Raw genomic sequence first — 15,895 nt, forward strand, 5'->3', positions numbered from 1 at the left:
AAGTTCCGGCCCCGGTCAATACGGCGCCGCGCGGCGCGCCGGAGATTGTGATCGGCGCCGCCGACGCCGGCCGCCCCGCGCGCGCGCCCCAAGCTCCGGCGGGGATCCGGCCCGGCGCTTCGCGGCGCGCTCCGGGCGGGCTAGAGCTTGAATGTGACGCGCCCGTCCGCGTCGATCGGCCAGGCCGGGTTCCAGGCGATCTCCCAGGAATGGCCGTCCGGATCGGAGACGTAGCCCCGGAGCCCGCCATGCGGCGGCGCGTCCGCCTCCCGCGTGACGCGCCCGCCGGCCCGCGCCAGCCGATCCATCGCCGCCTGAACCTCATCCCTTTCAGCGACGTTGTGGGCGAGCGCGCATGCGCCGCCGCCGGCGGCCGTCTCTCTCGCGGAATCCGCGGCCAGCGAGGCCCGCATCCAGAGAGCCAGCACGAAGCCGTTCATCTGAAAGAAGATGATCTCATCGCTCTCGAAAACGGGCGTCCAGCCGAAGCCCGCCTCATAGAATCTGCGCGCGCGGGCCAGATCCTCGACGCCGAGCGTGATGACGGAAATCTGTTGTCGCATGGCTCACACTCCCGGCTCCGGGGCGCGGGCCGGGCCGACCAGACGCCCCGCGCCCATGCGCGGCGCCATCGCCCCAGGGCGGCGTTTCACTCTGAACGCTCCGCCCGACCCGGACAAGGCCGGGCTGGCCAGGCTCTCGGGGCCGCGCAAAACAAAAGGACCGCCCCCAGGGGGACGGTCCCGAAACCGCAGCGCCGGGGGCGCTCAGTCGTCGTGGTCTTCGGCCTCGTAGGCCGCGACGCGCGCCTTGTCGCCTGCGCCCTTGGCCGCCGTATCGCGGTCGACAAGCTCGATGATCGCCATCGGCGCCATATCGCCATACCGGAAGCCGGCCCGCAGCACCCGGCTATAGCCGCCGGAACGGGTCTTGTACCGCTCGCCGAGCGTGCCGAAGAGCTTCTTCACCGCCTCTTCCTGCTTGATCGAGGCCAGCGCCTGGCGGCGCGCGTGAAGATCCCCCCGCTTGCCGAGCGTGATCAGCTTGTCCATGACCCGCTTCAGCTCCTTCGCCTTCGGCAGGGTCGTCTTGATCTGTTCATGCTCGATCAGGGACGCCGCCATGTTGGCGAACATCGCTTTCCTGTGCTCGTGGGTCCGGTTGAGCTTCCGGTATCCGTGTCCGTGACGCATCTCTCATCTCCTGTGGGCGCCCCGCGTCAGCGGGGTCCTTCCGGTTTATACTTTGTCTGACGGTCCTGCGTGGGAACCGCCTCCTTGGGGCGACATGCCCGGGTGGTCTTCGTCTCCGCGGCCCCGCGCCTTGAGCGGGGCCCCGGCTCTCATGCGCGGGCCATGTCGTCCGGCCGCGCGCCCGTCCCGATCGCCAACGCGATCAGAACTGATCCTCGTATTTCTTCGCCAGCTCCTCGATGTTGTCGGGCGGCCAGTCGACGATGTCCATGCCGAGATGGAGCGCCATTCCGGACAGCACCTCCTTGATCTCGTTCAGCGATTTCCGCCCGAAGTTCGGCGTGCGGAGCATCTCCGCCTCCGTCTTCTGGATCAGGTCGCCGATATAGACGATGTTGTCGTTCTTCAGGCAGTTGGCCGAGCGCACCGAGAGCTCCAGTTCGTCCACCTTCTTCAGCAGAAGCGGGTTGAACTCCAGATCGTCCGGCTCGTCCGCGGCGACATCGTCCTTCGGTTCGTCGAAGTTGATGAAGGTCCGGAGCTGGTCCTGAAGGATCCGCGCCGCATAGGCGATCGCGTCCTCCGGCGTCAGCGAGCCGTCGGTCTCGACGTTCAGCGTCAGCTTGTCGTAGTCGAGCACCTGCCCCTCGCGGGTCGGCTCGACCTTGTAGGAGACCTTCCGGACCGGGCTGTAGAGCGCATCGATCGGGATCAGCCCGATCGGCGCGTCCTCGGGCCGGTTCTTGTCGGCGGAGACAAACCCCTTCCCGCCCATCACCGTCAGCTCGATATGGAAATCCGCGCCTTCGTCGAGCTGGCAGATCAGGTGGTCCTTGTTCAGGATCTCGACGCCCGCGATCTCCTGAATGTCGCCGGCGGTCAGCGCGCCCGGGCCCTTGCCGTGCAGGCTGAGCCGCTTCGGCCCCTCGACCTCCATGCGGATCGCGACGCCCTTCATGTTGAGGACGATATCGGTCACATCCTCGCGCACGCCGGGGATCGAGGAAAACTCGTGGAGAACGCCGTCGATCTGCAGGGAGGTGATCGCAGCGCCCTGGAGCGAAGACATCAGAACCCGCCGCAGCGCATTGCCGAGCGTGAGCCCGAAGCCCCGCTCCAGCGGCTCGACAGTCGCAACGGCGAAACGCGCCGGGTCGGCGCCCGGCGTGATCACGAGGCCCGTTGGCTGGATCAGATCCTGCCAGTTCTTGTGGATCGTCATATGGTCCTCCATTCCTGCGTTCCGTCGGATCCGGCGCCGGAACGCGCCCGAGGAAAAGTCATCCATGAAACCGAAAGACCCACCTCGGAAAGGCGGGTCGGTTTCGCAGTCGAATCGCGGTCAGACGCGTCGGCGCTTGGGTGGCCGGCAGCCGTTATGAGCGATCGGCGTCACGTCGCGGATCGAGGTGACGATGAGCCCCTGCGTCTGCAACGCGCGGAGCGCGCTCTCGCGGCCCGAGCCCGGCCCCTGCACTTCGACCTCAAGGGTCCGCATGCCGTGGTCCTGAGCCTTCTTGCCGGCGTCCTCCGCGGCGACCTGCGCCGCGTAAGGCGTCGACTTCCGGGATCCCTTGAACCCCATCGTGCCGGCCGAGGACCAGGAGATCACGTTCCCCTGGGCGTCGGAAATGGTGATCATCGTGTTGTTGAACGAAGAATTCACATGGGCGACGCCCGTGGAGATGTTCTTCCGTTCCTTGCGTTTCGTGCGGACTTTCTCGCGCGCCATTATCTATCTATGCCTCTTATTTCTTCTTGCCGGCGATCGCTCTCGCCGGGCCCTTTCGGGTGCGGGCGTTCGTATGTGTGCGCTGACCGCGAACCGGAAGACCGCGCCGATGACGCAGGCCCCGATAGCAGCCGAGATCCATGAGCCGCTTGATGTTCATCGCGTTCTCGCGGCGAAGATCGCCTTCGACCGCCAGATTCGCGTCGATATGCTCGCGGATCGACAGAACCTCGGCGTCGCTCAGCTCATTGACGCGCCGGGTCATATCCACCCCGGTCGCCTCGCAGATCGACCGCGCGCTCGCCTCGCCGATGCCATGAATATAGGTGAGCGCGACATGCACTCTCTTGTTGGTCGGAATGTTTACGCCTGCAATACGCGCCACGATCCAGCTCCGTCTTTCCGCCCTTCGGGCTATTTCCTCGCAGGCGCGCCGCGCGATTCGCGGTTTGCCCCAGAATTCGCTTGCCTTGCAAGGCTTTACTGACTCGCAAGTCAAATTTGCCGAAGGAAGCGCGGATTATATGGCCGCGCGCCCCCCGGTCAACCCCGCGGGGTCTACTCCGTCACGTTCTCCGTCATCGCCCCGGCCTCCGCCACCACCTTCTCGACCGCGGCGGCCACGGAGTCGATCGGCGCCATGCCGTCGACGCTCCTGAGCTTCCCGGCCGCCTTGTAATAGGCGATCAGCGGCGCCGTCGCGGCGTGATACTCGACCAGCCGCGCGCGCACCGTCTCCGCGTTGTCGTCCTTGCGGCGCGTGAACGTCGTGCCGCCGCATTTGTCGCAGACGCCCTGCGCCGCCGGCGGCTTGTCGGTGTCGTGATAGCCCTCGCCGCATCCGGCGCAGGTGTAGCGGCCCGAGATCCGGTCGATCATCGCCTCGTCGTCCACCGCGAGATTGATGACGACGTCCAGCGTCATCCCCTTCGCCTTCAGCAACCCGTCAAGCGCCTCCGCCTGGGCGGAGGTGCGCGGAAACCCGTCGAAAATCACGCCGGCCGCCACGTCGGGGGCGCTGAGCCGCTCATCCACGACGTCGATCACGATGTCGTCGGAGACGAGCCCCCCCGCCTTCATCACCGCATCCGCCGCGCGGCCGACGGCGCTGCCGGCCGCGACGGCCGCGCGCAGCATGTCCCCGGTCGAGAGCTGCACCATGCCGCGGCTCTCGGCCAGACGGCGCGCCTGCGTGCCCTTGCCCGCGCCCGGCGGGCCGAGAAAAATCAGGTTCATCTGCGGCGCCTTTCCGGTTTCCTGCCCGCCCGGGCCTTGGCCCGATTTTTTCCCCCGAGCCGGGATTTCTCGATCAGGCCTTCATATTGGTGCGCCAGAAGATGGCTCTGGATCTGGCTGATGGTGTCCATCGTCACCGACACCACGATCAGGAGCGAGGTTCCGCCGAAGTAGAACGGCACGCCGAACCGCGAAATCAGGATCTCCGGCAACACGCAGACCGCCGCCAGGTAGATCGCGCCGACCGTCGTGATGCGCGTCAGCACATAGTCGAGATATTCCGCGGTCCGCTTGCCGGGCCGGATCCCCGGCACGAACCCGCCCTGCTTCTTCAGATTGTCCGCCACATCCTCCGGATTGAAGACGACGGCGGTGTAGAAGAAGCAGAAGAACACGACGAGCGCGACATAGATGCCGAGGAAGAGCGGCTGCCCCCGCCCGAGGAGCGCGGTGATGGTCTGGAGCCATTCCGAGCCGCCGCCGCCCGAGAACCCGGCGATGGTCGCCGGCATCAGCAGCAGCGACGAGGCGAAGATCGGCGGGATCACGCCGGAGGTGTTCACCTTCAGCGGCAGATGCGAGCTGTCTCCGCCATACATCTTCGCGCCGACCTGGCGTTTCGGATATTGCACCAGAACCCGGCGCTGCGCCTGCTCGAGGAACACGACGAAGGCGATGACGGCGACCGCGCCGACAAGGATCGCCATCACCAGCCATGCGGCGATCTGACCGGAGCGGCCAAGCTCGAAAAACTGCGCCAGCGCCCGCGGCAACTCGGCGATGATGCCGACATAGATGATCAGCGAAATGCCGTTGCCGACGCCGCGCGCCGTGATCTGCTCGCCGAGCCACATCAGGAACATCGACCCGCCGACCAGCGTGATCACCGAGGACGCGATGAAGAACGCGCCGGGATTGAGCGCCAGCCCCTGCCCGGAAAGCCCGACCGCGACGCCGTATGCCTGCACCGTGGAGAGCAGGACCGTGCCGTAGCGCGTGTACTGGTTGATCTTCTTCTGGCCGGATTCGCCCTCCTTCTTCAGCGCCTCGAGCGAGGGCACCATGGAGGTCATCAGCTGCATGATGATCGCCGCGGAGATATACGGCATGATCCCGAGCGAGAAGATCGCCATGCGGCTGACCGCGCCGCCCGAGAACATGTTGAACACGCCGAGAATGCCGGACTGGGTCTGCTCGATGAATCTCTGGAGCTGAACCGGGTCGATCCCCGGCATCGGGATATAGGTCCCGACCCGGTAGATGACGAGAAGCGCAAGCGCGAAGAGCATACGCTGACGCAGCTCCTTGGCGCGCCCGAAGGCGCTCCAGCTCAAGTTCGCGGCGAGTTGTTCGGCGGCGGACGCCATGCTGAACCCCTGTCTGATCTGGGACCGATCCCGCGGCGCGCCCCGGCCTCAGCCGGAGCGCCGCCGGATCATTCCGCTTTGGCGGCGGCCTTCGCTTCGCTGACGGCGGTCCGCCGGAGGGCGACCACATCCACGATGTCCACCTTTCCGCCGGCCTTTTCAACCGCCGCGACGGCGCCTTTCGACGCACCTGCGACGACCAGCGTCAGCGCGACGTTGAGTTCGCCCTTCCCCAGCAGCCGAACGCCGTCGAGCCGGCGGCGGATCACGCCGGCGGCGACCAGCGCGTTCTCGTCCAGCGTGGCGCCGGCCTGGATCGCGCCGCGATCGAGCGCGTCCTGAAGCGTCTTCAGGTTCACGATCGCGAAGTTCTTGCTGTTGATGTTGTTGAAGCCGCGCTTCGGCAGGCGCCGGGTGATCGGCATCTGGCCGCCCTCGAAGCCCTTGATCGCGACGCCCGAGCGGGATTTCTGCCCCTTGACGCCGCGCCCGGCGGTCTTGCCGGTGCCGGAACCGGGGCCGCGGCCGACGCGCTTGCGCGCCTTGGTCGCGCCCGGATTATCGCTGAGTTCGTGCAGTTTCATGACGCTGACTCCTTAGACCGGACGCGGGAGGCGGAGGCGCCTGGACCCCCCGGCCACGGGATTGAACCTGAAGCGCGAGCCTGAAGCTCAGGCGCGCTCCTCGATGATCGTCACCAGATGCGGGATCGAGGCGACCATGCCCCGGACGGAGGGCGTGTCCTCCAGCTCCCGCGTCTTGTGCATCTTGTTGAGGCCGAGGCCAATCAGCGTCGCGCGCTGCTTGGCCGGCCTGCGGATCGGGCTGCCGATCTGCTTTACGACGATGGTCGCCATTTCACCCGCTCCTTACGCTTCGGCCGGCTCGGCGTCGACGGGCGCTTCGTCGCCGCGACGGGCGATTTCAGCGACCTTCTTGCCCCGGCGGGCGGCGACCATACGCGGCGAGTTCTCCTTGAGGAGCCCGTCGAAGGTCGCCCGGATCATGTTGTAGGGGTTCTGGCTGCCGGTGGATTTCGCCACCACATCCTCGACGCCCAGCATCTCGAAAATCGCGCGCATCGGGCCGCCGGCGATCACGCCGGTGCCGGCGGGCGCGGTCCGCATCACGACTTTCCCGGCGCCGTGGCGGCCGTTCATGTCATGATGGAGCGTGCGCCCCTCGCGGAGCGGCACCCGGATCATCGTGCGCTTGGCGTCCTCGGTCGCCTTGCGGATCGCTTCGGGAACCTCCCGGGCCTTGCCCGATCCGAACCCGACGCGGCCCTTCTGGTCGCCGACGACGACGAGCGCCGCGAAGCCGAAGCGCTTGCCGCCCTTCACCGTCTTGGAGACGCGGTTGATCGCGACCAGACGGTCCTGAAATTCCGGATCCTCTTCGCGGCCCCGACCGCGGCCGCGGCCGCCGCCCCGATTAGCTTCTCTGGCCATTATCGCCTCCTCAGAACTTCAGGCCGCCTTCACGGGCGGCGTCGGCGAGCGACTTGACCTTCCCGTGAAAGAGGTAGCCGCCACGATCGAACACGACGCTCTCGACGCCCGCCGCCTTCGCCCGTTCGGCGAGGGCCGCGCCGACTTTCGCCGCCGCTTCGAGATTGTTGCGGCCGATCACGCCGAGCGCGGATTCGAGGCTCGACGCCGCCGCGACGGTCACGCCGCGCGCGTCGTCGATGACCTGCGCGGAAATATTCTTCGATGAACGGTGCACGCTCAGACGCGGCTTGCCGTTCCCCATTTTTCTCAGTTTCGAGCGGACGCGCATCCGGCGCCGCTGAAACAAGTCTCGCTTGCTGTTCGCCATCTTGCCGGTCCTTACTTCTTCTTGCCTTCCTTGCGGAAGATAAATTCACCCTTGTAGCGAATTCCCTTGCCCTTGTAGGGCTCGGGCTTGCGCCAGGCGCGGATCTTCGACGCGACCTCGCCGACCAGCTGCTGGTCGATCCCGGTGATCTCGACCTCGGTCGGCTTCGGCGTCTTCACCTCGACCCCGTCGGGGACCGTGAAGTCCACATCGTGGCTGTAGCCGAGCGCGAGCTTCAGAAGCTTGCCCTGCGCCTGCGCCCGGTAGCCGACGCCCTGGATCTCCAGATCCTTGCGAAAGCCGTCGGTGACGCCGGTGACGAGATTCTGCACCTGCGTGCGGGTCATGCCCCACTGCTGGCGCGCCCGCTTCGACTTGCCGCGCGGCGTCACCGTGACGATGGCGCCGTCCACATTGATGTCGACATCGTCCGTCGCGGTGAAGCTCCGGACGCCTTTCGGCCCCTTCACCTCGATCGTCTGGCCGGACAGGGACGCCGAGACGCCGCCGGGCATCTCGACGGGTTTCTTGCCAATTCGTGACATCGCCCTCTCCTCAGAATACTGTGCAGAGCACTTCGCCGCCGACCCGGGCGGCGCGCGCCTGCGCGTCGGACATGACGCCGTGCGGCGTCGAGACGATCAGGACGCCGAGGCCCTGACGGACCTCCGGAATCTCCGACACGCCGGAATAGATGCGCCGGCCCGGCTTCGAGATGCGCTTCAGCTCGCGGATCGCGGGCGCGCCCTCGAAATATTTCAGGCTGATCTCGAATTCGAACTTGCCGGGATTGGGCTCGATGCGCTCATAGGAGCGGATATAGCCTTCCGCGACCAGAACATCGAGAACCCAGCCGCGCAGCTTGGAGGCGGGAGTGCGGACGGTCGACTTGCCGCGCATCAGCGCGTTGCGGATGCGGGTCAGCATGTCGCCGAGAGGATCATTCACCATTGCTCGCTCTCCCTCACCAGCTCGACTTGACCATGCCCGGAATCTGACCCATCGAGGCCAGCTCCCGAAGCGCGATCCGCGACATCTGAAGCTTCCGGTAATAGGCCTTCGGCCGGCCCGTCACCTTGCAGCGATTGTGCAGCCGCGTGGCGGAGGAGTTCCTCGGCAGCTCGGCGAGCTTCAGCCGCGCCTTGAACCGCTCCTCCATCGGCAGGTTCTCGTCCCGCGCGGCCGCTTTCAGGCTCGCGCGCTTCTCCGCGTACTTATCCACCAGAGCCTGGCGTTTGACTTCGCGGGCGATCATGCTTTTCTTGGCCATTTCTTTCTCTCCCGCGCTCAGCTCGTGAACGGCATGTTGAAATGCTTCAACAGCGCCCGCGCTTCATCATCCGTCTTGGCGTTCGTGCCGATGACGATGTCCATCCCCCAGACCTGATCGACCTTGTCGTATTCGATCTCGGGGAAAATGATGTGCTCGCGAATGCCCATGGCGAAATTGCCGCGACCGTCGAAGGCGGTCCCCTTCAGGCCGCGAAAGTCCCGGATCCGCGGCATGGCGACGTTGATCAGCCGATCGAGAAAATCGTACATCCGGGCGCCCCGGAGCGTCACCTTGACGCCGAGCGGCATGCCCTCGCGCACCTTGAAGCCCGCGATCGAGTTCTTCGCCTTGGTGATGACCGGCTTCTGACCGGCGATCTGCATCAGATCGTCATGAGCCGACCTGATCTTCTTCGAGTCGGCGACGGCGGCGCCGACGCCCATGTTCAGCACGATCTTCTCGAGCCGCGGGATCATCATGGCGTTCTTGTAGCCGAACTCCTCGCGGAGCGCGCCCCGGATCGTATCCAGGTAGAGCGTCTTCAGGCGCGGCGTGTATGCGGCGGCGTCAAGCATCGATGACCTCCCCGGATTTCTTCGCGAAACGGACCTTGCGGCCGTCGACGATCTTGAAGCCCACGCGGGTCGCGCCGCCATCCTTCGGATCGACGAGCGCGAGATTGCTGAGGTCGATCGGCGCGGATTTCGGCACCCGGCCGCCCTGCTCGCCCTGGCTCGGCTTGGTGTGGCGGATCGCGACGTTCACGCCGGAGACGACCGCGCGCCCGAGCTTCGGGAGCACCTTTTCGATCTCGCCTTCCTTGCCCTTGTCACGGCCGGCGAGAACGATGACCTTGTCGCCCTTTTTCAGTTTCGCGGCCATCAGAGCACCTCCGGCGCAAGGCTGATGATTTTCATGAAGTTCTTGGACCGCAGCTCACGCACAACCGGCCCGAAGATACGGGTGCCGATCGGCTCCATGTTGTTGTTGAGCAGGACGGCGGCGTTGCCGTCGAACCGGATCGCGGTTCCGTCCTCACGCCGAACCTCCTTGGCGGTGCGAACGACGACGGCCTTGCGAACCTCGCCCTTCTTCACACGCCCGCGGGGGATGGCCTCCTTCACGGAAACCACGATGACATCGCCGACCGAAGCGTATTTCCGCTTCGAGCCGCCGAGCACCTTGATGCATTGCACCCGGCGCGCGCCCGAATTGTCGGCGACCGCCAGATTGGTCTGCATCTGGATCATGCTGGTTACTCCCGACCTGCAGAGACGAAGATCGCCCTGCGGTTTCGATTAAACCGGGGGATGTGAAAACCGCCCTCAGGCGTCGATCACAACCTCCCAGCGTTTGCTTTTCGACATCGGAGCGCATTCGCGGATGCGAACGGAGTCCCCGACCTTGAATCGATTCTCCTGATCATGCGCCCGGTACTTCTTCGAGCGCCGGATGATCTTCTTGAGCACCGGGTGCGTGATGCGCCGCTCGACCAGGACCGTGACGGTCTTGTCGTTGGCGTCGCTCACCACCGCGCCCTGAAGGATGCGTTTGGGCATGGGCTATTCTCCGGCGGCCGCGGCGGCGGCCTTCTGGTTCAACACGGTCTTGACGCGCGCGGCGTCGCGGCGGGCCTTGCGAAAGGCCGCGGTGTTCTCGAGCTGGCCGGTCGCCTGCTGAAAGCGGAGATTGAAGCTCTGCTTCTTCAGGTTCGCCAACTCCTCGCGAAGCTGATCCGGCGTCTTGTCGCGCAAATCTGCGGCGTTCATCGCGGCCGCTCCTCTATTTCCAGCCCTGTGGGGCTATTCCAAAACAAATACGGCGTCCTTGCCTTGCGGCAGGGATCACCAGTCCTCACGCGTGACGAATCGGCACTTGATCGGCAGCTTCATCGCCGCCAATCGGAGCGCCTCCTTTGCCACAGGCTCGCTGACCCCGTCAATCTCAAACATCACGCGGCCCGGCTTCACCTTGGCGGCCCAATATTCGACGGAGCCCTTGCCCTTGCCCATCCGGACTTCGGTCGGCTTCTTCGAGACCGGCACATCCGGGAAGATCCGGATCCACACGCGGCCCTGGCGCTTCATGTGCCGGGTCAGCGCGCGGCGCGCGGCTTCGATCTGCCGGGCGGTGATCCGCTCTGGCTCGACCGCCTTCAGCGCGTAGTGGCCGAAGGTGATGTCAAAGCCGCCCTTGGCCTCGCCATGAATCCGGCCCTTGTGCTGTTTGCGGAATTTCGTCCGTTTCGGAGACAGCATCGTTCTATCCTCTCACCGGGTCCGGCTCAGCGCGAAGGGCGCGAGCCGCCCTCCTGGCTTTCAGCCTGACGGCGCTCATGGGCCTGCGGATCGTGCTCAAGGACTTCGCCCCTGAAGATCCAGACCTTGACCCCGCAAATTCCATAGGCGGTGCGGGCTTCAGCCTGAGCGTAATCGATATCCGCGCGCAGCGTGTGAAGCGGCACCCGCCCCTCGCGATACCATTCGGTCCGGGCGATCTCGGCGCCGCCGAGGCGGCCGGCGAGATTCATCCGGATGCCCTGCGCGCCCATCCGCATCGCGTTCTGCACCGCGCGCTTCATCGCCCGCCGGAACGCCACGCGGCGCTCCAGCTGCTGCGCGACGTTCTCGGCCAGAAGCTGCGCGTCGATCTCGGGCTTGCGGATCTCGACGATGTTGAGATGCAGCTCGGAATCCGTCAGCTTCGAGACCTCCTTGCGGAGCCCGTCGATATCCGCGCCCTTCTTGCCGATGATCACGCCCGGACGCGCGGTGTGGATCGTCACCCTGCACTTCCGGTGCGGCCGTTCGATCACGACGCGCGAGACCCCCGCGACGGCGCATTTCTTCTTGATGAAATCCCGGATCTTCAGGTCTTCATGCAGAAGCCCGCCATAATCGCGCGTGTTCGCGAACCAGCGGCTGTCCCAGGTGCGGTTGATCTGCAACCGGAGCCCGATCGGGTTGACTTTATTGCCCATTAGGCCTGCTCCTCGAGCTGCCGCACCTTGATGGTGATCTGCGCGAACGGCTTCAGAATCTTGCCGTAGCGCCCGCGCGCCCGCGGACGGCCCCGCTTCAGCGTCAGGTTCTTGCCGACATAGGCCTCCGCGACCACCAGATCGTCAACATCGAGACCGTGATTGTTCTCGGCGTTGGCGATGGCGCTCTGCAGCGTCTTCTTCACGTCGATCGCGATCCGCTTCTTCGAGAAGCTGAGCTCGGCCAGCGCTTTCGCGACCGGCTTGCGGCGGATCATTCCCGCCACCAGATTCAGCTTCTGCGGACTGATCTTCAGTTTCTTGCTGATCGCCAGCGCCTCGTTCTCCGCGGCGCGACGGGGCTTGCTCGATTGTCCCATCGATTATCTCCGTTTCGCTCGCTTGTCGGCGGTATGGCCGTGATAGGTGCGGGTCGGCGAGAATTCGCCGAACTTGTGCCCGATCATGTCTTCGCTGACATTGACCGGAATGTGTTTCTTGCCGTTATAGACGCCGAAGGTCAGCCCGACGAATTGCGGCAGAATGGTCGAGCGGCGCGACCAGATCCTGATGACCTGGTTCTTGCCGGACCCCTGCGCCTTCTCGGCCTTCTTCAAGACATGGGCGTCGACGAACGGGCCCTTCCAGACGGAACGTGGCATGTTGACCGTCCTCTCTTATCGTTTGTTCTTGCGGGCGTGGCGGCTCCGCAGAATGTACTGATCTGTCGCCTTGTTCTGGCGGGTGCGGTGGCCCTTGGTGGGCTTGCCCCAAGGCGTGACCGGATGCCGGCCGCCCGAAGTGCGCCCCTCGCCGCCGCCGTGCGGGTGGTCGATCGGGTTCATCGCGACGCCGCGAACCGCCGGGCGCTTGCCCATGTGCCGGACGCGGCCAGCCTTGCCGAGGTCCTGGTTCGAATTGTCGTGGTTGGAGACCGCGCCGATCGTCGCCATGCATTCCTGGCGCACCGCGCGCAGCTCGCCGGAGGAAAGCCGGATCTGCGCGTAGCCGCCGCCCCGCCCGACGAACTGGGCGTAGGTCCCGGCCGCGCGCGCGATCTGCCCGCCCTTGCCCGGCTTCATCTCGATATTGTGGACGATGGTGCCGACCGGCATGCCGGAGAACGGCATCGCGTTGCCCGGCTTCACGTCCACTTTTTCGCCGGAGACGACGATATCGCCGATCCCGAGGCGCTGCGGCGCGATGATATACGCCCGCTCGTCGTCGTCATACCGGATCAGGGCGATGAACGCCGTCCGGTTCGGATCGTATTCGATCCGCTCGACGATCGCCGGCGCGTCGAACCTGCGCCGCTTGAAGTCGATGATGCGATAGAGCCGCTTGGCCCCGCCGCCGATCCGTCGCGCCGTGATCCGTCCGGTGTTGTTGCGCCCGCCCTTTTTCGTCAAGCCCTCGGTGAGGGTCTTGACGGGACGGCCTTTCCACAGCTCCGAACGGTCGATCAGAACCAGCCCGCGCTGGCCCGGCGTCGTCGGCTTGTACGATTTTAACGCCATCTTTCTGTCTTCCGCTGCTGTTGTCTCAGAGACCCGTCGTCACGTCGATGGCGTTGCCGTCCTCGAGCGTCACGTAGGCTTTCTTGACATCGTTCCGACGACCGGGACGACCCCTGAACCGTTTCACTTTACCCTTGGTGATCGCGGTGTTGACCGCCTTGACCTTCACATTGAAGAGGGCCTCGACCGCCGCCCGGATCTCGGGCTTCGACGCCGCCATCGCCACCTCGAAGACGACCGCGTTGGCCTCGGAGGCCATGGTCGCCTTCTCGGTGATCACCGGACGGCGGATCACGTCATATTGTTCGGCTTTCGCGCTCATTTCAGACGCTCCTCGAGAGCCGTGACCGCCGCGGTCGTCAGGACCAGCCGATCGCGGCGCAGAATATCATAGACGTTCGCGCCCTGGCAGGGCAGCACGTCCAGGCCCTGAATGTTTCGCGCCGCGCGGGCCAGACCCGCGTCGACGACGGAGCCGTCGATCAGAAGCGTCTTGCCGAGGCCGAGCTTCGTCATCGCCGCCATCAGATCCTTGGTCTTGCCGCTCTCCAGTTTCGCCGAGTCGAGCACGATCAGTTCGCCCGCCTTCATCTTGGCCGAAAGCGCGTGCTTGAGCCCGAGCGCGCGCACCTTCTTCTGAAGGTTATGCGCGTGCGAGCGGACCACCGGACCCTTGGCGGTGCCGCCGCCGCGGAAGATATTCACGCCGCGGTCGCCGTGGCGCGCGCCGCCGGAGCCCTTCTGCCGGACGATCTTCCGGGTCGAATAGGTGGTCTCGCCCCGGCTGAGCGTCTTGTGCGTGCCGGCCTGGCGACGCGCCAGCTGCCAGCGGACGACCCTTTGCAGGATGTCGGTGCGCGGTTCGAGACCGAACACCTCGTCCGCGAGGTCGATCGAGCCGGCGGAGCCGGCGTCGAGCGTGGTCACATCGGCCTTCATTTCTCGTCACCTTTCTCGGGCGCGGGGGCGTCGCCCCCGGGCGCCGCGTCATCGGCCTTGATCTCGGCTTCAGCCGCCGACAGCGCGGCCTCTTCGGCGGCGGCCGCTTCCGCGGCTGCGGCCTCCGCGGCCGCGGCCTCGGCGGCGGCGGCTTCAGCGGCCGCGGCTTCAGCGGCGGCGGTCGCCGCGGCTGCGGCCGAGCGAAGCGCGGCCGGAAGGATCACGCCGTCGGGGACCGGCTTCTTCACCGCGTCCTTGATCGTGACCCAGCCGCCCTTGGAGCCCGGAACCGCGCCCTTGACCATGATCAGGCCGCGTTCGCTGTCGGTCCGGACCACCTGCAGATTCTGCGTCGTGACCCGGGCGGCGCCCATGTGCCCGGCCATCTTCTTGCCCTTGAACACCTTTCCGGGGTCCTGGCATTGGCCGGTGGAGCCGTGCGACCGGTGGCTGACCGACACGCCGTGAGAGGCGCGCAACCCGCCGAAATTATGCCGCTTCATCGCGCCGGCGAACCCCTTGCCGATCGAGACGCCGGACACGTCGACGAACTGGCCGGCGAAATAGTGATCCGCCGTCAGCTCCTCGCCGACCGCGATCAGGTTTTCCGGCGCGACGCGGAATTCGGTGATCTTCCGCTTCGGCGCGACATTCGCCACGGCGAAATGTCCGCGCATCGGCTTGGTGACATTCTTCGGCTTCGCCGCGCCGGCGCCAAGCTGAACGGCGGTGTAGCCGTCCCGCTCGGACGTGCGCTGCGCGACGACCTGAACGTTATCCATCTGCAGAACGGTGACAGGAACCTGCCGGCCGTCTTCAGTGAACAGCCGGGTCATGCCCAGCTTCTTTGCGATGACTCCAGAGCGCATGGCCCGCGTCTCCTCAGAGCTTGATCTCAACATCGACACCGGCGGCGAGGTCGAGCTTCATCAGCGCGTCCACCGTCTGCGGCGTCGGATCCACGATGTCCAGGAGCCGCTTGTGCGTGCGGATCTCGAACTGTTCGCGGGATTTCTTGTCCACGTGCGGCCCACGAAGCACGGTGTACTTCTCGATCTTCGTCGGCAACGGGATCGGGCCGCGCACTTCTGCGCCCGTGCGTTTGGCCGTGTCCACGATCTCCTGCGTGCTGCTGTCCAGCACGCGGTGATCGAAGGCCTTGAGCCGGATGCGTATGTTCTGACTTTGCATGTCTCGCCCTTCCGGGGCCATTGGGGGTCGGCGGCGCAGCCAGGCCGCGCCGCCTCGTCCGTTACTCGATGATGGATCCGACGACGCCCGCGCCGACGGTGCGGCCGCCTTCACGGATGGCGAAACGCAGGCGCTCCTCCATCGCGATCGGGGCGATCAGCGTCACCTCCATCTTCACGTTGTCGCCCGGCATCACCATTTCCGTTCCCTCGGGCAACTGGCAGGTGCCGGTCACGTCCGTCGTCCGGAAATAGAATTGCGGCCGGTAGTTGGTGAAGAACGGCGTGTGACGCCCGCCCTCGTCCTTCGTCAGGATATAGGCCTCGGCCGTGAACTTCGTGTGCGGCGTCACCGAACCCGGCTTGCAGAGAACCTGGCCCCGCTCCACCCCGTCCCGGTCGATGCCGCGAAGAAGCGCGCCGATGTTGTCGCCCGCCTCGCCCCGGTCGAGGAGCTTGCGGAACATCTCGACGCCCGTGCAGATCGTCTTCTTCGTCGGGTGGATGCCGACGATCTCGATCTCCTCACCGACCTTGATCACGCCGCGCTCGACGCGCCCCGTCACAACCGTGCCGCGGCCGGAAATCGAGAACACGTCCTCGATCGGCATCAGGAACGGCTGGTCGATCGGACGCTCGGGCTGCGG

29 protein-coding genes are annotated in these 15,895 nt (G+C 65.8%); all 29 read right to left on the reverse strand.

Translation table 11 applies throughout. The features are described 5' to 3' along the window. Positions 1-140: 140 nt before the first annotated feature. Entirely contained in the window at positions 141-563 is a 423-nt protein-coding gene (locus tag WG921_RS09035; protein ID WP_340108890.1) for a VOC family protein, read from the reverse strand. 204 nt (positions 564-767) lie between these two features. Further along, complete coding sequence (gene rplQ / locus WG921_RS09040) at positions 768-1,193, reverse strand: 50S ribosomal protein L17 (RefSeq protein WP_340108891.1); 426 nt, start codon at positions 1,191-1,193, stop codon at positions 768-770. 202 nt (positions 1,194-1,395) lie between these two features. Further along, positions 1,396-2,415 carry a DNA-directed RNA polymerase subunit alpha gene (locus WG921_RS09045; RefSeq protein WP_340108933.1) on the reverse strand — a complete coding sequence of 340 codons (1,020 nt, stop codon included), beginning with the start codon at positions 2,413-2,415 and terminating at the stop codon, positions 1,396-1,398. 120 nt (positions 2,416-2,535) lie between these two features. After that, on the reverse strand, positions 2,536-2,925 hold the full coding sequence (gene rpsK, locus WG921_RS09050; RefSeq protein WP_340108892.1) for a 30S ribosomal protein S11: 390 nt from the start codon (positions 2,923-2,925) through the stop codon (positions 2,536-2,538). 16 nt (positions 2,926-2,941) lie between these two features. Further along, a complete protein-coding gene (gene rpsM / locus WG921_RS09055) occupies positions 2,942-3,310 on the reverse strand; it encodes a 30S ribosomal protein S13 (RefSeq protein ID WP_340108893.1) in 369 nt (122 codons plus the stop codon). 173 nt (positions 3,311-3,483) lie between these two features. After that, positions 3,484-4,161, reverse strand: a complete 678-nt coding sequence (locus tag WG921_RS09060) for an adenylate kinase (RefSeq protein ID WP_340108894.1) — start codon at positions 4,159-4,161, stop codon at positions 3,484-3,486. After that, a complete protein-coding gene (secY, locus tag WG921_RS09065) occupies positions 4,158-5,528 on the reverse strand; it encodes a preprotein translocase subunit SecY (RefSeq protein ID WP_340108895.1) in 1,371 nt (456 codons plus the stop codon). The genes WG921_RS09060 and secY overlap by 4 nt, the downstream gene beginning before the upstream one ends. Positions 5,529-5,596: 68 nt before the next feature. Beyond that, positions 5,597-6,112 carry a 50S ribosomal protein L15 gene (gene rplO / locus WG921_RS09070; protein ID WP_340108896.1) on the reverse strand — a complete coding sequence of 172 codons (516 nt, stop codon included), beginning with the start codon at positions 6,110-6,112 and terminating at the stop codon, positions 5,597-5,599. Positions 6,113-6,199: 87 nt separating this feature from the next. Then, positions 6,200-6,385 (reverse strand): 50S ribosomal protein L30, encoded by a 186-nt coding sequence (gene rpmD, locus WG921_RS09075; RefSeq protein ID WP_340108897.1) that lies wholly within the window; start codon positions 6,383-6,385, stop codon positions 6,200-6,202. Between the two features lie 12 nt (positions 6,386-6,397). Continuing rightward, on the reverse strand, positions 6,398-6,979 hold the full coding sequence (gene rpsE / locus WG921_RS09080) for a 30S ribosomal protein S5 (protein ID WP_340108898.1): 582 nt from the start codon (positions 6,977-6,979) through the stop codon (positions 6,398-6,400). Positions 6,980-6,989: 10 nt separating this feature from the next. Continuing rightward, entirely contained in the window at positions 6,990-7,349 is a 360-nt protein-coding gene (gene rplR, locus WG921_RS09085) for a 50S ribosomal protein L18 (protein ID WP_340108899.1), read from the reverse strand. An 11-nt stretch (positions 7,350-7,360) separates the two neighbouring features. Further along, on the reverse strand, positions 7,361-7,894 hold the full coding sequence (gene rplF, locus WG921_RS09090; RefSeq protein WP_340108900.1) for a 50S ribosomal protein L6: 534 nt from the start codon (positions 7,892-7,894) through the stop codon (positions 7,361-7,363). Positions 7,895-7,904: 10 nt separating this feature from the next. Then, positions 7,905-8,300, reverse strand: a complete 396-nt coding sequence (gene rpsH / locus WG921_RS09095) for a 30S ribosomal protein S8 (protein ID WP_340108901.1) — start codon at positions 8,298-8,300, stop codon at positions 7,905-7,907. Between the two features lie 13 nt (positions 8,301-8,313). Further along, positions 8,314-8,619 (reverse strand): 30S ribosomal protein S14, encoded by a 306-nt coding sequence (gene rpsN, locus WG921_RS09100; RefSeq protein WP_340108902.1) that lies wholly within the window; start codon positions 8,617-8,619, stop codon positions 8,314-8,316. Positions 8,620-8,636: 17 nt separating this feature from the next. Beyond that, the gene (rplE, locus tag WG921_RS09105) at positions 8,637-9,197 is read right to left on the reverse strand and encodes a 50S ribosomal protein L5 (RefSeq protein ID WP_340108903.1); all 561 of its coding nucleotides are present in this window, start codon (positions 9,195-9,197) and stop codon (positions 8,637-8,639) included. After that, positions 9,190-9,504 carry a 50S ribosomal protein L24 gene (gene rplX / locus WG921_RS09110; protein ID WP_340108904.1) on the reverse strand — a complete coding sequence of 105 codons (315 nt, stop codon included), beginning with the start codon at positions 9,502-9,504 and terminating at the stop codon, positions 9,190-9,192. The genes rplE and rplX overlap by 8 nt, the downstream gene beginning before the upstream one ends. Continuing rightward, on the reverse strand, positions 9,504-9,872 hold the full coding sequence (gene rplN / locus WG921_RS09115) for a 50S ribosomal protein L14 (RefSeq protein ID WP_340108905.1): 369 nt from the start codon (positions 9,870-9,872) through the stop codon (positions 9,504-9,506). Before rplN ends, rplX begins: the two co-directional genes overlap by 1 nt. A gap of 75 nt (positions 9,873-9,947) precedes the next feature. Then, complete coding sequence (rpsQ, locus tag WG921_RS09120) at positions 9,948-10,181, reverse strand: 30S ribosomal protein S17 (RefSeq protein WP_340108906.1); 234 nt, start codon at positions 10,179-10,181, stop codon at positions 9,948-9,950. A 3-nt stretch (positions 10,182-10,184) separates the two neighbouring features. Continuing rightward, positions 10,185-10,391, reverse strand: coding sequence for a 50S ribosomal protein L29 (rpmC, locus tag WG921_RS09125; protein ID WP_340108907.1), 207 nt, complete (start codon positions 10,389-10,391; stop codon positions 10,185-10,187). 75 nt (positions 10,392-10,466) lie between these two features. Beyond that, complete coding sequence (gene rplP, locus WG921_RS09130; RefSeq protein ID WP_340108908.1) at positions 10,467-10,880, reverse strand: 50S ribosomal protein L16; 414 nt, start codon at positions 10,878-10,880, stop codon at positions 10,467-10,469. 26 nt (positions 10,881-10,906) lie between these two features. After that, on the reverse strand, positions 10,907-11,602 hold the full coding sequence (rpsC, locus tag WG921_RS09135) for a 30S ribosomal protein S3 (RefSeq protein ID WP_340108909.1): 696 nt from the start codon (positions 11,600-11,602) through the stop codon (positions 10,907-10,909). Then, entirely contained in the window at positions 11,602-11,982 is a 381-nt protein-coding gene (rplV, locus tag WG921_RS09140; protein ID WP_340108910.1) for a 50S ribosomal protein L22, read from the reverse strand. Before rplV ends, rpsC begins: the two co-directional genes overlap by 1 nt. A 3-nt stretch (positions 11,983-11,985) precedes the next feature. After that, positions 11,986-12,264: a 30S ribosomal protein S19 gene (gene rpsS / locus WG921_RS09145; RefSeq protein ID WP_340108911.1), complete on the reverse strand. Its 279-nt coding sequence runs from the start codon at positions 12,262-12,264 to the stop codon at positions 11,986-11,988. Between the two features lie 15 nt (positions 12,265-12,279). Next, on the reverse strand, positions 12,280-13,119 hold the full coding sequence (rplB, locus tag WG921_RS09150) for a 50S ribosomal protein L2 (protein WP_340108912.1): 840 nt from the start codon (positions 13,117-13,119) through the stop codon (positions 12,280-12,282). 25 nt (positions 13,120-13,144) lie between these two features. Continuing rightward, on the reverse strand, positions 13,145-13,441 hold the full coding sequence (locus WG921_RS09155) for a 50S ribosomal protein L23 (protein ID WP_340108913.1): 297 nt from the start codon (positions 13,439-13,441) through the stop codon (positions 13,145-13,147). Continuing rightward, entirely contained in the window at positions 13,438-14,058 is a 621-nt protein-coding gene (gene rplD, locus WG921_RS09160) for a 50S ribosomal protein L4 (protein WP_340108914.1), read from the reverse strand. The genes WG921_RS09155 and rplD overlap by 4 nt, the downstream gene beginning before the upstream one ends. After that, positions 14,055-14,927, reverse strand: a complete 873-nt coding sequence (gene rplC / locus WG921_RS09165; RefSeq protein WP_340108915.1) for a 50S ribosomal protein L3 — start codon at positions 14,925-14,927, stop codon at positions 14,055-14,057. The genes rplD and rplC overlap by 4 nt, the downstream gene beginning before the upstream one ends. A gap of 13 nt (positions 14,928-14,940) precedes the next feature. Next, positions 14,941-15,249 carry a 30S ribosomal protein S10 gene (gene rpsJ / locus WG921_RS09170; protein ID WP_340108916.1) on the reverse strand — a complete coding sequence of 103 codons (309 nt, stop codon included), beginning with the start codon at positions 15,247-15,249 and terminating at the stop codon, positions 14,941-14,943. Positions 15,250-15,310: 61 nt separating this feature from the next. Further along, a partial coding sequence (locus WG921_RS09175; RefSeq protein ID WP_340108917.1) for an EF-Tu C-terminal domain-related protein occupies positions 15,311-15,895 on the reverse strand: 585 nt, incomplete at its 5' end.

The organism is Paludibacillus litoralis, assembly GCF_037646705.1.
In the GTDB taxonomy this organism is placed as follows: Bacteria; Pseudomonadota; Alphaproteobacteria; order Rhodobacterales; family Rhodobacteraceae; genus Pikeienuella; species Pikeienuella litoralis.